15 protein-coding genes are annotated in these 15,532 nt (G+C 68.9%); 10 read left to right on the top strand and 5 right to left on the bottom strand.

The annotated features are described in order from the left end of the window. Nucleotides 1-133 precede the first annotated feature (133 nt). The 4 genes from rpsO to E3U26_RS08605 all read right to left on the bottom strand — a co-directional run bounded on the left by rpsO (nucleotide 134) and on the right by E3U26_RS08605 (nucleotide 3,286). Nucleotides 134-403 carry a 30S ribosomal protein S15 gene (gene rpsO, locus E3U26_RS08620; protein ID WP_024842753.1) on the bottom strand — a complete coding sequence of 90 codons (270 nt, stop codon included), beginning with the start codon at nucleotides 401-403 and terminating at the stop codon, nucleotides 134-136. A gap of 144 nt (nucleotides 404-547) precedes the next feature. Then, complete coding sequence (locus E3U26_RS08615) at nucleotides 548-1,459, bottom strand: calcium-binding protein (RefSeq protein WP_279578012.1); 912 nt, start codon at nucleotides 1,457-1,459, stop codon at nucleotides 548-550. A gap of 110 nt (nucleotides 1,460-1,569) precedes the next feature. Then, nucleotides 1,570-2,223, bottom strand: coding sequence for a YggS family pyridoxal phosphate-dependent enzyme (locus E3U26_RS08610; RefSeq protein ID WP_243784995.1), 654 nt, complete (start codon nucleotides 2,221-2,223; stop codon nucleotides 1,570-1,572). A 70-nt stretch (nucleotides 2,224-2,293) separates the two neighbouring features. Next, nucleotides 2,294-3,286, bottom strand: a complete 993-nt coding sequence (locus E3U26_RS08605; RefSeq protein ID WP_243784994.1) for a porin — start codon at nucleotides 3,284-3,286, stop codon at nucleotides 2,294-2,296. A 305-nt stretch (nucleotides 3,287-3,591) separates the two neighbouring features. On the opposite strand from E3U26_RS08605, the gene E3U26_RS08600 reads away from it, so the two are divergent. The 5 genes from E3U26_RS08600 (at nucleotide 3,592) to E3U26_RS08580 (ending at nucleotide 9,446) form a co-directional block, all read left to right on the top strand. Beyond that, entirely contained in the window at nucleotides 3,592-4,104 is a 513-nt protein-coding gene (locus tag E3U26_RS08600) for a DUF3576 domain-containing protein (RefSeq protein ID WP_052096154.1), read from the top strand. Between the two features lie 75 nt (nucleotides 4,105-4,179). Then, nucleotides 4,180-6,714 carry a leucine--tRNA ligase gene (leuS, locus tag E3U26_RS08595; RefSeq protein ID WP_276241777.1) on the top strand — a complete coding sequence of 845 codons (2,535 nt, stop codon included), beginning with the start codon at nucleotides 4,180-4,182 and terminating at the stop codon, nucleotides 6,712-6,714. Then, a complete protein-coding gene (lptE, locus tag E3U26_RS08590; RefSeq protein ID WP_036758638.1) occupies nucleotides 6,701-7,186 on the top strand; it encodes an LPS assembly lipoprotein LptE in 486 nt (161 codons plus the stop codon). The genes leuS and lptE overlap by 14 nt, the downstream gene beginning before the upstream one ends. Beyond that, nucleotides 7,183-8,211 (top strand): DNA polymerase III subunit delta, encoded by a 1,029-nt coding sequence (gene holA / locus E3U26_RS08585; RefSeq protein ID WP_036758634.1) that lies wholly within the window; start codon nucleotides 7,183-7,185, stop codon nucleotides 8,209-8,211. The genes lptE and holA overlap by 4 nt, the downstream gene beginning before the upstream one ends. Before the next feature lie 53 nt (nucleotides 8,212-8,264). Next, nucleotides 8,265-9,446 (top strand): TIGR03862 family flavoprotein, encoded by a 1,182-nt coding sequence (locus E3U26_RS08580; RefSeq protein WP_499105791.1) that lies wholly within the window; start codon nucleotides 8,265-8,267, stop codon nucleotides 9,444-9,446. On the opposite strand, the gene E3U26_RS08575 is transcribed toward E3U26_RS08580, so the two are convergent. Continuing rightward, a complete protein-coding gene (locus E3U26_RS08575) occupies nucleotides 9,422-10,009 on the bottom strand; it encodes a glutathione S-transferase family protein (protein WP_036758630.1) in 588 nt (195 codons plus the stop codon). The genes E3U26_RS08580 and E3U26_RS08575 overlap by 25 nt on opposite strands. A gap of 121 nt (nucleotides 10,010-10,130) precedes the next feature. On the opposite strand from E3U26_RS08575, the gene E3U26_RS08570 reads away from it, so the two are divergent. The 5 genes from E3U26_RS08570 to E3U26_RS08550 all read left to right on the top strand — a co-directional run bounded on the left by E3U26_RS08570 (nucleotide 10,131) and on the right by E3U26_RS08550 (nucleotide 15,431). Further along, the gene (locus E3U26_RS08570) at nucleotides 10,131-11,387 is read left to right on the top strand and encodes an MFS transporter (protein WP_036758622.1); all 1,257 of its coding nucleotides are present in this window, start codon (nucleotides 10,131-10,133) and stop codon (nucleotides 11,385-11,387) included. Nucleotides 11,388-11,463: 76 nt separating this feature from the next. After that, complete coding sequence (locus tag E3U26_RS08565) at nucleotides 11,464-12,657, top strand: MFS transporter (protein WP_036758620.1); 1,194 nt, start codon at nucleotides 11,464-11,466, stop codon at nucleotides 12,655-12,657. Continuing rightward, the gene (locus E3U26_RS08560; protein ID WP_036758617.1) at nucleotides 12,650-13,696 is read left to right on the top strand and encodes a glycosyltransferase family 4 protein; all 1,047 of its coding nucleotides are present in this window, start codon (nucleotides 12,650-12,652) and stop codon (nucleotides 13,694-13,696) included. The genes E3U26_RS08565 and E3U26_RS08560 overlap by 8 nt, the downstream gene beginning before the upstream one ends. Beyond that, entirely contained in the window at nucleotides 13,693-14,307 is a 615-nt protein-coding gene (locus E3U26_RS08555) for a glycosyltransferase family 29 protein (protein ID WP_243784990.1), read from the top strand. The genes E3U26_RS08560 and E3U26_RS08555 overlap by 4 nt, the downstream gene beginning before the upstream one ends. A gap of 101 nt (nucleotides 14,308-14,408) precedes the next feature. Further along, entirely contained in the window at nucleotides 14,409-15,431 is a 1,023-nt protein-coding gene (locus tag E3U26_RS08550; protein WP_114536283.1) for an aspartate-semialdehyde dehydrogenase, read from the top strand. Nucleotides 15,432-15,532 lie beyond the last annotated feature (101 nt).

The raw sequence follows: 15,532 nt of genomic DNA, 5'->3' as shown, positions 1-15,532 counted from the left end.
GGCCGCCCGTTAGGAATCCAGAAAGCAATCCGTTGGATTTTAATTGACCGGCCCCACCGCAACGAAAAACGCCCGCAGCCTTTGCTGCGGGCGTTTCCTGCAATCCAAGGGCCGCGGGATCGCGGCCGGCCGGTCAGCGGCGCAGGCCCAGCTTGCCGATCAGGTCGGTATAGCGGGCTTCGTCCTTGCGCTTCAGGTAGTCCAGCAGCTTGCGGCGCTGCGCGACCAGCTTCAGCAGACCACGACGCGAATGGTTGTCCTTCTTGTGGGTCTTGAAATGCTCGGTCAGCGTGGCGATGCGCGACGACAGGATGGCGACCTGCACCTCGGGCGAGCCGGTGTCGCCTTTCTTGGTCGCGAATTCGGTCATCACGCGGTTCTTTTCCTCGACGGTGATCGACATCGGGGTCTCCTTTCAGGATCAAAGGGTTATGGCACAGGCCGGGATGTCGTCCAGCACAGGCCCGTGGAGAGATCCGCCGGAATCGCCCGGTCGGATGCGGGCGTATAGGCAAAATCGGCCGAAAAGGAAAGGGTTTTCTGCGGCTCAGCCGCCCGGTGCGATCCGCGTCAGGGCGATGTCGGCAACCCGCAGCCCTTCGGCCTGCAACACCCGGCCCACCGCCACCCCGTCCACGCGGATCACCGCCGATCCGTCGGTCTCGTGCTCCAGCGCGACCACGGGATCGGCGCCGTCGCCGCGATAGCGCAGCTCGATCCGGTCCAGCTGCCGGTCGAAATCGGCGATGACCGGCAGCGTCTCGCCCGGATCGTCCAGATCCTCGCCCGGCACGTCCAGCAGGAACAGATCCTCGCCCTCGCCACCCTCGGCGAAATCGCCCAGGCCGGGCTGCAGCGTGTCGCGGCCGGCGGCGCCATGCAGCCAGGCCCGCTCGGGCTCGGCCGAGCCGATCAGCAAATCGTCGCCCTCGCCGCCGTCCAGGTCATCCTCGCCGCCGCCGGCGATCAGCGTGTCGTTGCCGGCATTGCCCGAGATCCAGTCGTCGCCGTCGCCCCCGGTCAGCAGGTCGTCCCCCTCGCCACCGAAGATCGTGTCGTTGCCGGGGCCGCCATGCACGGTGTCGTTGCCGCCCTGCCCGGCCAGATAGTCGTCGCCCGCGCCGCCGTCGATGGAATCGTCGCCGCCCGGACCATAGTCGCCGTCGCCATAGATCCAGTCGGTGCCGTCGCCGCCCAGCAGCGTGTCGCTGCCCAGCCCGCCATGCAGGTCGTCGTTGCCGCCAAGGCCGGTCAGCAGGTCGTCGCCATCGCCGCCGGCCAGCCAGTCCGAGCCCTCGCTGCCCTCGGTTGTCAGCCCCTTGGGCCCGTCGCGATCGGATGATTCAGGAAAAGGCGGGTCGTCGGGGTCATGCTCGCCGCCGGGAGTGCGGGCGGTCCCGGTCACATCCACGGCAAGGCCGGCGAATACCAAACTGAGCAGACTACTGATCAACAACATGACGGGAACCCAAGCGAATCACGCGACCCACATTGGCACCTTATCCCGTCGCCGCCCGCCCCGCATCCTTATTGCTAATAAAGGCTTAACGAACCGGGGCGCCCCCGCGGTCAGCCGTAGTCGCGCGCGCCAAAGATGGCGCTGCCGATGCGGACATGGGTCGCGCCCTCGGCGATGGCGGTTTCGAAATCGGCGCTCATCCCCATCGACAGCCCCGCCAACCCGTTCTGTGCGGCAATATCACGCAGGGCGCGGAAATGCGGCACCGGGTCCAGATCCTCGGGCGGGATGCACATCAGCCCGGCGATCGCCAGGTCCAGCGCGCGGCATCGGGCGATGAAGGCGTCGGCCTCGTCCGGCAGGACGCCGGCCTTTTGCGGCTCGGCGCCGGTGTTCACCTGCACGAAAAGCTGCGGGCAGGCCCCGCGCGCCTGCACCTGCCGCGCCAGTTTTTCGGCCAGCGAGGGGCGGTCGAGCGTGTGGATGGCGTCGAAAAGCTCCAGCGCGAGTTTCAGCTTGTTGGTCTGTAGGGGGCCGATCATGTGCAGCTCGATGCCGGGGAAACGCTCGCGCCAGCCGGGCCATTTCCCCGCCGCCTCCTGCACGTAGTTTTCGCCGAAGACGCGATGGCCGGCCGCCAGCACCGCCTCGACCCGGTCGGGGGGCTGCACCTTGCTGACGGCGATCAGCGTGACCGCGCCAGGCGCGCGTCCGGCAGCTTTCTCGGCCGCGGCAATGCGGCGCCTGATGTCATCCAGTTCCATGGCGGCATGATTTCCAAAAGAAAAGAGCGGGCGCAAGGCCCGCTCTTCCTGTTTTCCGTATCCCGTAGGATCAGAACTCGAAGCGCACGCCCATGTCGGCGGTCACGCGCTCTTCGTAGTCGCGCTGGAGCGACGCACCCAGGCGGGCACCGCCCAGGTCGTAGTTCACGCCGATACCGAACGCGTTGTCGGTTTCTTTCGCAGCCCAGTCGCCGTCGTTGTTGGCGATGTAGGCTTCGATGTTGGTGCGGCCGTCAACCAGGGTGTAGTCGCCATAGAGGGCGAAGGTCTGACCATAGTTGTTGGTGGCCGACACCGGACCCGCGTTCACCGCCGAGTCCTCGGCGTTGACATAGTTCAGGCCGATGCGGGCGTTTTCCATGACGGCATAACGGGCGCCGAGGAAGAAGATGTCGTTGCCGTCGATGCCTTCGCCGTTGAACGCGGCAGCGGCCGACAGTTCCAGACGGTCGTTCCAGGTGTAGTCGGCCGACAGCGAGAACTCTTCTTCGTGGTTCGCTTCATTCACGCCCGACTGGTCGGGATCGACATAGGACGCTTGCAGCTCCACGTCGGCCAGGGTGTAGAGGGCGCGGATGCCCACGCGATCAGCTTGGCCGAGGCCATAGCTCTTCGCCGAGTAGGCGAAGAAGTTGCCGGTCACGGCGCTGAAGCCGACCGAACGGTCATAGGAGCCGAGTTCGGTCGCGTAGATCAGGCCGTTCGAGTCGAAGGCGGTGTCGACGTTGCCGACCTCAACGGTGAAGCCCTGGGCGCTGACCCACAGTTTGCCGGGGTTCGAGCCGGTGCCGGTATCGCCCTGGTCCCACTGAAGGCGGAAGCGGGCACCGAAGTCGACGCCCGAATCGGTCGAGGTCGAGGCGTCGATGTTCATCCGCAGGCGGCTGACGATGCGCGCTTCGTTCACGCCGGCGGCGTCTTGAGCAGCAGTGTTTTCGTAGTAGATCACACCGGTCCGGCCGTAGCCCGAGATCGTGACGTCGGCGGCGGCCACGCCCGCGGTCAGGAGCAGCGCGGTGGAGGCGATAAGAGCCTTTTTCATGATGTTTCCCTCTTGTCTCTCTCGTATGCCCCACCCGGTATGCCGGTTTGGGGTATGCCAGTTGTGTCGCGCTTTCCCCCCTGCATTGCAACGGAATCGCATCGGCTTAGCCCGATTCCGACCTGCTGTGATGCACATGGGCCACACCCCGTTGCAACGCCCCCCGCCCCGCCGCGAACGCCCTTACGCGCGCGAGCCATATCCCCTCCGGGACGGGGGATCGCGGGCCAGGGGCGCAGCCTCTCTTGTCGCAAGGGGCGGAATTGCGCTATGGCTCGCGGCAAGGACGATCCGGGGGACATCAGATGACCAGACGCGCCGCACGGCTGACCGCCGCCCTGCTGATCCTGGCGGGGCTTGCCGCCTGTTCGGGGGGCGGCTCGGGCTTGGGTTCGGCAGGCTCGGCCGGATCGGCGACCTCGATGCCGGGCGGCGGGAATCGCCAGGCCCAGCCGCAGACCGTCGAGCGGCGCGAGACGATCTGGGACGTGTTCTCGGACCGGCGCAACCCCAACGACACGGTGGCGGTCAACAAATACCTGTGGAACGCCAGCCTGGACGTGCTGAACTTCCTGCCGATCCAGTCGATCGACCCCTTCACCGGCGTCATCGTCACCGGCTACGGCACCCCGCCGGGCGGCGGGCGGTCCTATCGCGCCACGATCAAGGTCAGCGACCCGGCGCTGGATGCCCGCGCGCTCAAGGTCTCGTTGCAGGGGGCGGGCGGCGCCGCCGTGGCGCCCGATACCGTGCGCGCGGTCGAGGATGCGATCCTGACGCGGGCCCGGCAGCTGCGGGTGCAGGACCGCAACCTCTGATCCCGCCGAGCCCGCTGGACCTGCATCGGGCAAGCGGCTAATACCCTGCGGGCAATCTGTCGCCCGGAGGTTTCCATGCCCTATGATCCCGCAATCAGCGAACCGCGCTGGCAAGAGGCGTGGGAGCAGGCCGATACGTTCCGCGCCGTGCGGGACGAGCGGCCCAAGTATTACGTGCTGGAGATGTTCCCCTATCCCTCGGGGCGCATCCACATGGGCCATGTGCGCAACTACACGATGGGCGACGTCGTGGCCCGCTTCAAGCGCGCGCAGGGCTTTTCCGTGCTGCACCCGATGGGCTGGGACGCCTTCGGCATGCCGGCCGAGAACGCGGCGATGGAGCAGGGCGGCCATCCGCGCGACTGGACCTATGGCAATATCGCCACCATGCGCGGCCAGCTGAAGCCGCTGGGCCTGTCCATCGACTGGAGCCGCGAATTCGCCACCTGCGACGATGCCTATGTCGCCCAGCAGCAGGCGCTGTTCCTGGACATGCTGGAGGCCGGCCTCATCACCCGCAAGTCGGCGCAGGTGAACTGGGATCCGGTCGACATGACGGTGCTGGCCAACGAGCAGGTGATCGACGGCAAGGGCTGGCGATCCGGCGCCACGGTCGAGCGCAAGGAGCTGACTCAGTGGTTCTTCAAGATCTCGGATTACTCGGACGAGCTTTTGTCGGCGCTGGACGGGCTGGAGGGCTGGCCGGAAAAGGTGCGGCTGATGCAGGCCAACTGGATCGGCAAGTCGCGCGGGCTGCAATTCCGCTTTGAAACCGTCGGCCTGCCCCATTTCCCGCAGATCGAGGTCTACACCACCCGGCCCGACACGCTGATGGGCGCCAGCTTCGTGGCGCTGTCGCCGGATCATCCGCTGGTCAAGTCGCTGGCCGCATCCGACCCCAAGGTCGCGGCTTTCGTCGAGGAATGCCGCCGCATCGGCACCACCGAGGAAGCCATCGAGACCGCGCCCAAGATGGGCTTCGACACCGGGCTGACCGTGCGCCACCCGCTGGACCCGGATTGGCAGCTGCCGATCTGGATCGCCAATTTCGTGCTGATGGACTACGGCACCGGCGCCATCTTCGGCAGCCCCGCGCATGACGAGCGCGACCATGAATTCGCCACCAAATACGGCCTGCCGATCCGCGCCACCTTCGGCGAGCGCGGCATGGACCTGGCCGCCGCCGACGCGCTGGTGGCCAAGGCGCCCTATGTGCCGCTGAAATCCGAGACCGTGACCTATGTGCGCGGCTTCGCCGGCGAGGCCGACCAGACCGGCGAGGCCGCGGTCGATGCCGCCATCCTGCACGCCGAGGCCGCCGGCTATGGCGAGGGCGTGACCAAGTTCCGCCTGCGCGACTGGGGCATCTCGCGCCAGCGCTATTGGGGCTGCCCGATCCCGGTGGTGCATTGCGACGCCTGCGGCACCGTGCCCGAGGCCAAGGCGAACCTGCCGGTGCTGCTGCCGCAGGACGTCAGCTTCGAGGTGCCCGGAAACCCGCTGAACCGGCACCCGACCTGGGCCGCGACCACCTGCCCGAAATGCGGCGGCCCGGCCCGGCGCGAGACGGATACCATGGACACCTTCGTCGATTCGTCCTGGTATTACGCCCGCTTCACCGCGCCGCACGCGGCGACGCCGACCGACCGGGCCGAGACCGACTACTGGATGAACGTGGACCAGTATATCGGCGGCATCGAACACGCGATCCTGCACCTGCTCTATTCCCGCTTCTTCGCCCGCGCCATGGTCAGGACCGGCCACCTGCCGGAAGGCGCCAAGGAGCCCTTCGACGCGCTGTTCACCCAGGGCATGGTCACGCATGAGATCTACATGACCCGCGACGAGCGCGGGCGCCCGGTCTATCACCTGCCCGAGGACGTGGTGGACGGCAAGCTGGCCGACGGCACGCCGGTCGAGGTGATTCCCTCGGCCAAGATGTCGAAGTCCAAGAAGAACGTCGTCGATCCGGTGAACATCGTCGAAAGCTTCGGCGCCGATACCGCGCGCTGGTTCATGCTGTCCGACAGCCCGCCCGAGCGCGACGTGGAATGGACCGCCGCCGGGGCCGAGGCCGCGAACCGCTTCCTCGCCCGGGTCTGGCGGCTGGCCGACGAGATCCCCGAGGGCGGGGCCGATCCCGAGCTGACCCGCGCCGCGCATCGCGCCATCGACGAGGTGACGCGCGCCATCGAGGGCTTTGCCTTCAACAAGGCCGTGGCCAAGATCTATGAGCTGGCGAACGCGACGGCCAAGTCGGCCGCGGGCGGCGAAAGCCGGCGCGAGGCGCTGCGCATCCTGGCGCAGCTGATGGCGCCGATGGTGCCGCACCTGGCCGAAGAGGTCTGGGCCAAGGCCGGCGGGCAGGGCATGGTGGTCGATGCCGCCTGGCCCAAGGCGGACCCGGCGATGCTGGTTTCCGACAGCGTGGTGCTGCCGATCCAGATCAACGGCAAGCGCCGGGCCGAGATCGAGGTGCCCAAGGACATGCCCAAGGACCAGATCGAGGCCATCGTGCTGGCCGACGAGACCGTGCAGCGCTTCATGGAGGGTCAGGCGCCGAAGAAGCTGATCGTGGTGCCGGGGCGGATCGTCAATGTCGTGGTCTAGGCGGGCGGTGATCCTGGGCGCGCTGGCCCTGGCCGGCTGCGGCTTTTCCCCGGTCTACGGGCCGGGGGGGACGGGGGGCAAGCTGTTCGGCCAGGTCCGCACCGCCGATCCGCGCACGCCCGACGACTTTGCCTTTGCCGGCCGCATCGCCGAGCGGCTGGGGCCCGATGCGCAGGCGCGCTTCCTGCTCGACTACCGGCTGCGCATCGCCGTGGTGCCGCAGGCGATCACCCCCGACGAGGTGACGACGCGCTATGCACTGAACGGCACCGCCGATTTCACCCTGACCGAGGCCGGCACCGGCCGCGAGGTGACGCGCGGGCAGGTCAGCAGCTTTACCTCCTATTCCACCACCGGCACCACCATCGCCACCATGGCCGCCGAACAGGACGCGCATGAGCGGCTGGCGCGGATGCTGGCCGACCAGGTGGTGACGCGGCTGCTGGCCATCCAGCCCGACGCCGTGCCATGATCCTGAAGGGCGCCGAGATCGGACGCTACCTGGCGCGGCCCGATCCGACGCGCCCGGCGCTGTTGATCCATGGCCAGGACGCGATGCGCGTGGCGCTGAAGCGGGCCGAGGCGGTCAAGGCCCTGGTCGGGGCGGGGGCCGAGGAAGAGATGCGCCTGACCCGCATTCCCGGCGCCGACCTGCGCAAGGATCCGGCGGCGCTGTTGGACGCGGTCAAGGCGGTGGGGTTCTTTCCCGGCCAGCGCGTGGTGCTGGTCGACGACGCGCCGGACGCGGCGGCGCCGGCCATCGCCTCGGCCATCGCGGAATGGAAGCCGGGCGACGCGGTGATCGTGGTCGCGGCGGGCGGATTGAGCAAGTCCTCCGCGCTGCGCAAGCTGTTCGAGCCGCATCCCGCCGCTGTGGCCGCGCCGATCTATGACGACCCGCCCGGCGAGGACGAGGTCGGGCGCTGGCTGAAGGATGCCGGCCTGCGCGAGGTGCCGCGCGACGCCATGCGCGACCTGATGGCGCTGTCGCGGGCGCTCGATCCCGGCGATTTCCGGCAGACGGTGGAAAAGATCGGTCTCTACAAGCATGGCGATGCCGAGCCGCTGACACCGGCCGAGATCGCCGCGCTGGCGCCCGCGACCATCGAGGCCGAGGTGGACGAGCTGATCGACTGCGTGGCCGAGGGCCGCGCGCGCGAATTCGGCGCGCTGATGCGGCGGATCGAGGGACAGGGAACCCTGCCGGTGACGCTGTGCATCGCGGCGCTGCGGCATTTCCGGGCGCTGCACGCGGCGGCCTCGGACCCCGGCGGGCCGGGGGCGGGGCTGGCCCGGCTGCGGCCGCCGGTCTTCGGCCCGCGCCGCGACCGGATGATTCGTCAGGCGCAGGACTGGGGCATGCGGGCGCTGGAGGATGCGATCCACCAGTTGATCGACACCGACCTGGTGCTGCGCTCGTCCTCGCGCGCGCCGGCCATGGCGCTGATGGAGCGGATGCTGTTGCGGCTGTGCATGATGCCGCGGGGCGGGCGGTGAGCGAGGCGGCGGAGGTCGAGGCGCTGGTGATCGGTGCCGGGCCGGCGGGGCTGATGGCGGCCGAGGTGCTGGCCGGGCAGGGCGCGCGGGTGGTGGTGGCCGAGGCCATGCCGACCCCGGCGCGCAAATTCCTGATGGCGGGAAAATCCGGGCTGAACCTGACCAGGGACGAGCCCTGGGCGCTGTTCGTGACGCAATACGGGGGCTCTGCCCCCCGCGCGCCCGACCCCTCGACGGGGTCGGGCGCGCGTCCCCCGGAGTATTTGCAGAACGAAGAAATCGGGCCCGAAGCGGTGATGGCCTGGGCACGCGGGCTGGGGGTGGAGCTGTTCACCGGCTCGACCGGGCGGGTGTTCCCTGTGGGCATGAAGGCCTCGCCATTGCTGCGGGCCTGGCTGGCGCGGCTGGCGGGGCAGGGCGTCGCCTTGCGGACGCGCTGGCGCTGGACCGGCTTTCAGGGCCAGGACTGGTGCTTCGAGGTTCCGGGCGGGGTGGCCTTGCTGCGGCCCCGCGTCGTGGTGCTGGCGCTGGGTGGGGCAAGCTGGCCGCGGCTCGGCTCGGATGCGGCCTGGGTGCCGTGGCTTCGCGACAAGGGCGTGGTGGTGGCGCCGTTCCGGCCGGCGAACATGGGGTTTCGCGTCGCCTGGTCGGCGCAGATGGTGCGGCATTTCGGCCAGGCGGCCAAGGGCGTCGCGCTGCATGTCGGCGATCGCGTCGGCCGCGGCGAATGGGTGGTGACGGCCGAAGGCATCGAGGGCGGCGGCATCTACGAGGTCGCGGCCGCGATGCGCGACGGGGCCGAGGCTTTCGTCGACCTGGCCCCCGATCTCGCGCCCGAGGAACTGGCGCGGCGCCTTGCGCGCGCGCCCTCGAAGCTCTCGGTCGGCAACCGGCTGCGGCGGGTGCTGGGCGATCCGCTGCGCGCGGCGCTGCTGATGGAATGGGGCCGGCCCTTGCCCCTTGAGCCCGAGCGGCTGGCCATGCGCGCCAAGGCGCTGCACCTGCGGCACCAAGGCGCGATGGGCATCGAGCGGGCGATTTCCTCGGCCGGGGGGATCGCCGGCGAAAGCCTGACCGCGGGGCTGGAGCTGAAGGCGCTGCCCGGCGTCTTTGCCGCCGGCGAGATGCTGGACTGGGAGGCGCCGACCGGCGGCTACCTGCTGACCGGCTGCCTGGCCACCGGGCGGCTGGCCGGGCGCGGCGCCGCCGCCTATCTGGCCGCGGCCCGCAGATAGGCCGGGCGGGCGCGCATCATCTCGAGGTAGTCGGTCAGCCGGTGTTCGGTGATCGGGAAGCGCGCGGTCAGCGCCCAGGTCAGGCAATGCGCCAGGATGATGTCGGGCACGGTCATGCGGTCGCCCATCAGGAAGCCCCCCTCGGCGATGCGATGCACCAGGGTGCGCTGGCTGCGCTCGAATTCCCAGCGCAGCGTGTTCTTGATCGCCGCCAGCCGCATCTCTTCGGGCAGCACGAAGCTGTGGCGCGCCGCCAGCCACAGCGCGGCGTCGAATTCATCCAGCACGAATTGCGTCAGGCTGTCCTGGCGCGCCCGGTCCAGCGTGCCCGCCGGATGGGTCAGCGCGCCGTGCTTGTCGGCCAGATAGGTCAGGATCGCGGTGGAATCGGTGACGGGCACGCCGTCCACCACCAGGACCGGCACCTTGCCGGCGGGGTTGAAGGGCCTGACGCCCTCGCTATGCGGGTTGACGGCGACATGTTCATAGGGCTGGCCCAGTTCCTCGAGCATCCACAGCACGCGCATGGCGCGGCTCTTGCCGGTTCCGATCACCTGATACATCCAGTTCCCCGCATGGCGTTGAAACCCAAGGCTAGCGCCGCCGCCCGATTCAGGCAATCGACGCCATTGACGCGGCCCCCGGCCGGGCGCAGGAATTGCAGGCTGCGAGAGGGAGGGCAACATGACCAAGGCAATGCGCGCGCCGCTGTTCACGCCGGTGCTGATCGGCGGCTCGATCATCCTGCTGATCAACTTTGCCCTGCGGGCCAGCTTCGGCGTCTTCCAGATCCCGATCGCGCAGGAATTCGACTGGCCGCGGGCCGAGTTCAGCATGGCCATCGCCATCCAGAACCTGGCCTGGGGCATCGGCCAGCCGATCTTCGGCGCCCTGGCCGAGCGCTGGGGCGACCGCTGGTCGGTCATCATCGGCGCCTTCCTTTACTCCGCCGGGCTGATCCTGACGGCCTATGCGACCGACCCGCTGGCCATGCAGCTGCTGGAGGTCATGGTCGGCTTCGGCATCGCCGGCACCGGCTTCGGCGTCATCCTGGCGGTGATCGGCCGCGCCGCCAGCGACGAGAACCGCAGCCTGGCGCTGGGGATCGGCACCGCCGCCGGCTCGGCCGGGCAGGTCTTCGGCGCGCCCCTGGCCGAGGTGCTGCTGATGCATTACCCGTGGCAGAGCGTCTTCGTCATCTTCGGCGTGATCGTGCTGGCCTGCCTGTTCTTCCTGCCCATGCTGGGCAGCGGCAAGCCCGCCAGCCGCAGCGAGCTGGAAGAAAGCATGGGCTCGGTGCTGAAGCGCGCCTTCACCGACCCGTCCTATCTGATGATCTTTGCCGGCTTCTTTTCCTGCGGCTACCAGCTGGCCTTCATCACCGCGCATTTCCCCGCCATGGTGACCGAGATGTGCGGGCCGATCAGCCCCATGGGCACGCTGGCCAGCATCGGCATCACCACCACCTCGACGCTGGGGGCGGCCGCGATCTCGCTGATCGGGTTGGCGAATATCGCCGGCTCGATCTTTGCCGGCTGGCTGGGCAAGCGCTATACCAAGAAATACCTGCTGGCCGGGATCTATACCCTGCGCACCATCGCCGCCGCCGCCTTCATCCTGATGCCGATCACGCCCACCAGCGTCATCGTCTTTTCGCTGGTGATGGGCGGGCTGTGGCTGGCCACGGTGCCGCTGACCTCGGGGCTGGTCGCCTATATCTACGGGCTGCGCTACATGGGCACGCTTTACGGCTTCGTGTTCCTGAGCCACCAGATCGGCTCGTTCCTGGGCGTGTGGCTGGGCGGCAAGCTCTATGACATCTATGGCGACTACACCATGGTCTGGTGGGTCGGCGTGGGCGTCGGCGCCTTCAGCGCGCTGATCCACCTGCCGGTGCGCGAGGCGCCGGCCCGGCTGGAGGGCGCCGCGAAAACCGCCTGATCCGGCCCGCGGGGGCCATTGCGTCCCGCCGGGCAATCGACAAATCTCGGCCCGGTGCAGCGGAGGGGGACGGTTCATGCGCGCATTGCTGTCGGCGGGGATCATCAGCCTGATCCTGGCCTATACGCTCAGTCAGTTCTACCGCGCCTTCCTGGCCGTGCTGTCGCCGGTCTTGCAGGCAGAGCTGGGGGCAGGGCCCGAGGATCTGGCGATCTCGTCGGGGATGTGGTTCCTGACCTTCGCGCTGATGCAGATCCCCATCGGCGGCGCGCTGGACCGCGCCGGGCCGCGGCGCACGGTGGCCGTGCTGCTGGCGCTGGGGGGCGCGGGCGGGGCGGCGGTCTTTGCCCTGGCGCAGGCGCCCTGGCACCTGCATGTCGCGCTGGCTCTGATGGGGATCGGCTGCGCGCCGGCGCTGATGGGCAGCTATTACATCTTTGCCCGCAACTATCCGGCGGCGCTGTTCGGCACCCTGGCGGGCGCGGTGGTCGGCTTTGGCTCGATGGGCAACATCCTGGGCGCCGCGCCCTTGGTCTGGGCGACCGAGGCCTTCGGCTGGCGCGAGACGCTGTGGGCGCTGGCCGGGGTCACGCTGGCGGTGGCGCTGGCGATCCTGGCCTTTACCCGCGACCCGGAACGGCTGGCGGCCACCGCGCCGCGCGGATCGCTGGCCGAGATCCTGCGGCTGCGGCCGCTATGGTTCATCCTGCCGCTGTTTTCCGTGAACTATGCCGCCTCGGCCGCGATCCGCGGCCTTTGGGCCGGGCCCTACATGGCCGAGGTCCACGGCGCTTCGGACCAGCTGATCGGCTGGGCGACGCTGGCCATGGGCGTGGCCATGGTGGTCGGCAGTTTCCTGGTCGGGCCGGCGACGCGGCTGGTCGGCTCGATCCGGCGGCTGGCGCTGATCGCCAATGCCGCGGGCGTGGCGGTCATGGCCGGGCTGTGGCTGTTTCCGGCCGAGGGCGTGGCGCTGTCGGTGGCGCTGCTGGCGCTGGTCGGGCTGTCGGGCGCGACCTATACCGTGCTGATGGCGCATGGCCGGGCCTTCCTGCCCCCGCACCTGGTGGGGCGGGGCGTCACCTTCCTCAACCTGTTCTCGATCGGCGGGGCCGGGGTGCTGCAATTCACCTCGCGCCCGGTCTATCGCTGGGCCAGCGCCCACGGCACCCCGGCCGAGGCTTACTCGACCCTGTTCCTGTTCTTCCTGATTCCGCTTACGGTGGGGTTCCTGCTGTATTTCCTGACGCCCGAGACCCCCGATGCCTGAGATACCCGCCGACCGGATCGACGTGGTCGCCCCGAACCTGAAACGCCGCCTGTCGGGCGTGACGGCGACCGTGGTGCGGCTGATCCCGGTGCAGGCCGGGATGATCGGCATCGTCGCCACCGGCCCCGGCCTGCCGCCCGGCCTGCCGCATATCCCGCTGGCCCGCGCCGCGCTGCTGCCGCGCGACCGCTGGCGGGTCTGGCACGCCCGGCGGAACACGGAAATGGCGCTGGGGCTGGTGCTGCGGCATGTGCTGCGGCGGCGCTATCGGCTGCTCTTTACCTCGGCCTCGCAGCGCCGGCACAGCCGCTATACGAAATGGCTGATCTCGCGGATGGACGCGCTGGTGGCGACCTCGGCCAGGGGCGCGGCCTATCTGGAGCGTCCGGCCCGCGTGATCCACCACGGCATCGACACCGACGGCTTCGCCCCCCCCGCCGACCGGGCCGCGCTGCGCGCAAGCCTGGGCCTGCCGCCGGACCAGGTGCTGGTCGGCTGCTACGGCCGCATCCGGGCACAAAAGGGCACCGGCGATTTCGTGCAGGCGATGCTGGCCCTGCTGCCCTCGCGCCCCGGCGTAACCGCGCTGGTCATGGGCCGGGCCACGGAAAAGCACCGCGCCTATCTGGCGGACCTGAAGGCGCAGGTGGCCGGGGCGGGCCTGTCCCAGCGCATCCTGTTCCCGCCCGAGGTGCCGGTGGACCGGATGGCGGCATGGTATGGCGCGCTGGACCTGTATGTCGCGCCGCAACGCTGGGAGGGCTTCGGCCTGACCCCGCTCGAGGCCATGTCCTGCGGCGTTCCCGTGGTGGCGACCCGCGTCGGCGCCTTCGAGGAACTGGTCCGGGACGGCGTGACCGGCAGCCTGGTCCCGCCCGAGGACCAGCCCGCCATGCAGGCCGCCGTCGCGCGCTGGCTGGACGACGATGCCGCGCGGCAGGCGGCGGGGCAGGCGGCCCGCGCCCATGTCGCGGCGAACCACGCCATCGAGACCGAGGCCCGCGCCCTGGTCGAGGTCTATCGCGGGCTGCTGTCGTGAACCGGCTCGGCTTCCTGGTCGCCCGCACCCTGCGGGATGAGGGCGCGCTGCAACGTCTCTCGGCGCCGCAATCCGCGCTTCTGGACGATCTGGCGGGCAAGCGTGTCGCGCTGATCGGCAATGCCCGCGCGCTGGCCGAGGCCCGGCACGGCGCGCAGATCGACGCCGCCGACCTGGTGATCCGCATCAATCGCGCGCCGATGCCCTCGGCCGAAAGCCACGGCAGCCGCACCGACTGGCTGGCGCTGGCGGTGCGGCTTTCGGATGCCGACCGCGCCCGCATCGCGCCCGCGCGCCTTTTGTGGATGTCGCCCAAGCGCAAGCGGCTGGACTGGCGCACCGCCTCCAGCCCCGGTTTCTACCTGCACCCGCTGGCGGATTACCGGGCGCTGATGGTGCGGCTGGGCGCCCCGCCCACCACCGGCGCGATGATGATCGACCTGATCGCGCGCTCGCAAATGGCGCGGCTGGAGCTTTACGGCTTCGATTTCTTCGCCTCGCTCTCGCTTTCCGGCCGGCGGACCGCCGAGCAGGTTCCCCATGATTTCAAAGGCGAATCCGAATGGGTGCGGGAACTCATTCTGGCAGATCGCCGGATTCTTCGGTATTAAGACGAAATCCTGCCAGATCAGCGGGCGTTTTGACGAAATCTCGCTTTCCCTTTGCCGCAATACCCCCTATATCGCGGCGTCCTTTGTTGAAGGAGACCCCAATGGGCTACAAGGTCGTTGTCGCCGGCGCCACGGGGAACGTGGGCCGTGAAATGCTGAACATCCTGGCCGAGCGCCAGTTTCCTGCTGATGAGGTTGTCGCTCTGGCTTCGCGCCGGAGCATTGGCACTGAGGTCAGCTATGGCGACAAGACCTTGAAATGCAAGGATATCGAGGGGTTCGACTTCACCGGCTGCGACATCGCGCTGTTCGCCATCGGCTCGGACGCAACCAAGACCTATGCGCCCATCGCCGCCTCGCAGGGCTGCGTGGTGATCGACAACTCGTCGCTTTACCGCTACGACCCCGAGATCCCGCTGGTCGTGCCCGAGGTGAACCCGGACGCGGTCGAGGATTACCGCAACAAGATGATCATCGCGAACCCCAACTGCTCGACCGCGCAGATGGTGGTGGCGCTGAAGCCGCTGCATGACCGTGCCCGCATCAAGCGCGTCGTCGTCTCGACCTACCAATCGGTCTCGGGCGCCGGCAAAGAGGGCATGGACGAGCTGTGGAACCAGACCAAGGGCGTCTATGTTCCGGGCCAGGAAGTCGAGCCGAAGAAGTTCCAAAAGCAGATCGCCTTCAACGTGATCCCGCAGATCGACGTCTTCCTGGACAGCGGCGACACCAAGGAAGAATGGAAGATGGTGGTCGAGACCAAGAAGATCGTCGATCCGGCGATCAAGGTCACGGCGACCTGCGTGCGCGTGCCGGTCTTCGTCGGCCATTCGGAATCGGTGAACATCGAGTTCGAGGATTTCCTGGACGAGGACGAGGCCCGCGACATCCTGCGCGAGGCGCCGGGCGTGCTGGTGATCGACAAGCGCGAGCCGGGCGGCTACTCGACCCCGGTGGAATGCGTGGGCGATTTCGCCACCTTCGTCAGCCGCATCCGCCAGGACGTGACGGTGGAAAACGGCCTGAACATGTGGATCGTCAGCGATAACCTGCGCAAGGGCGCGGCGCTGAACGCGGTGCAGATCGCCGAGCTTCTGGGCAATCGCTGCCTGAAGAAGGGCTGATCCGATACGGATATGTGAGGGCGCCCCCGCGGGTTTCGCGGGGGCGCCCTCTTGCATTTCAGGGCCCCCTCGCGGACCTTGGCCGGGTCATGACAAGGGGG

The sequence above is a fragment of the Paracoccus ferrooxidans genome (genome assembly GCF_029909815.1).
In the GTDB taxonomy this organism is placed as follows: domain Bacteria; phylum Pseudomonadota; class Alphaproteobacteria; order Rhodobacterales; family Rhodobacteraceae; genus Paracoccus; species Paracoccus versutus.
Note: the sequence above shows the minus strand (reverse complement) of the source record. Positions and strands in the feature narration are given on the sequence as shown.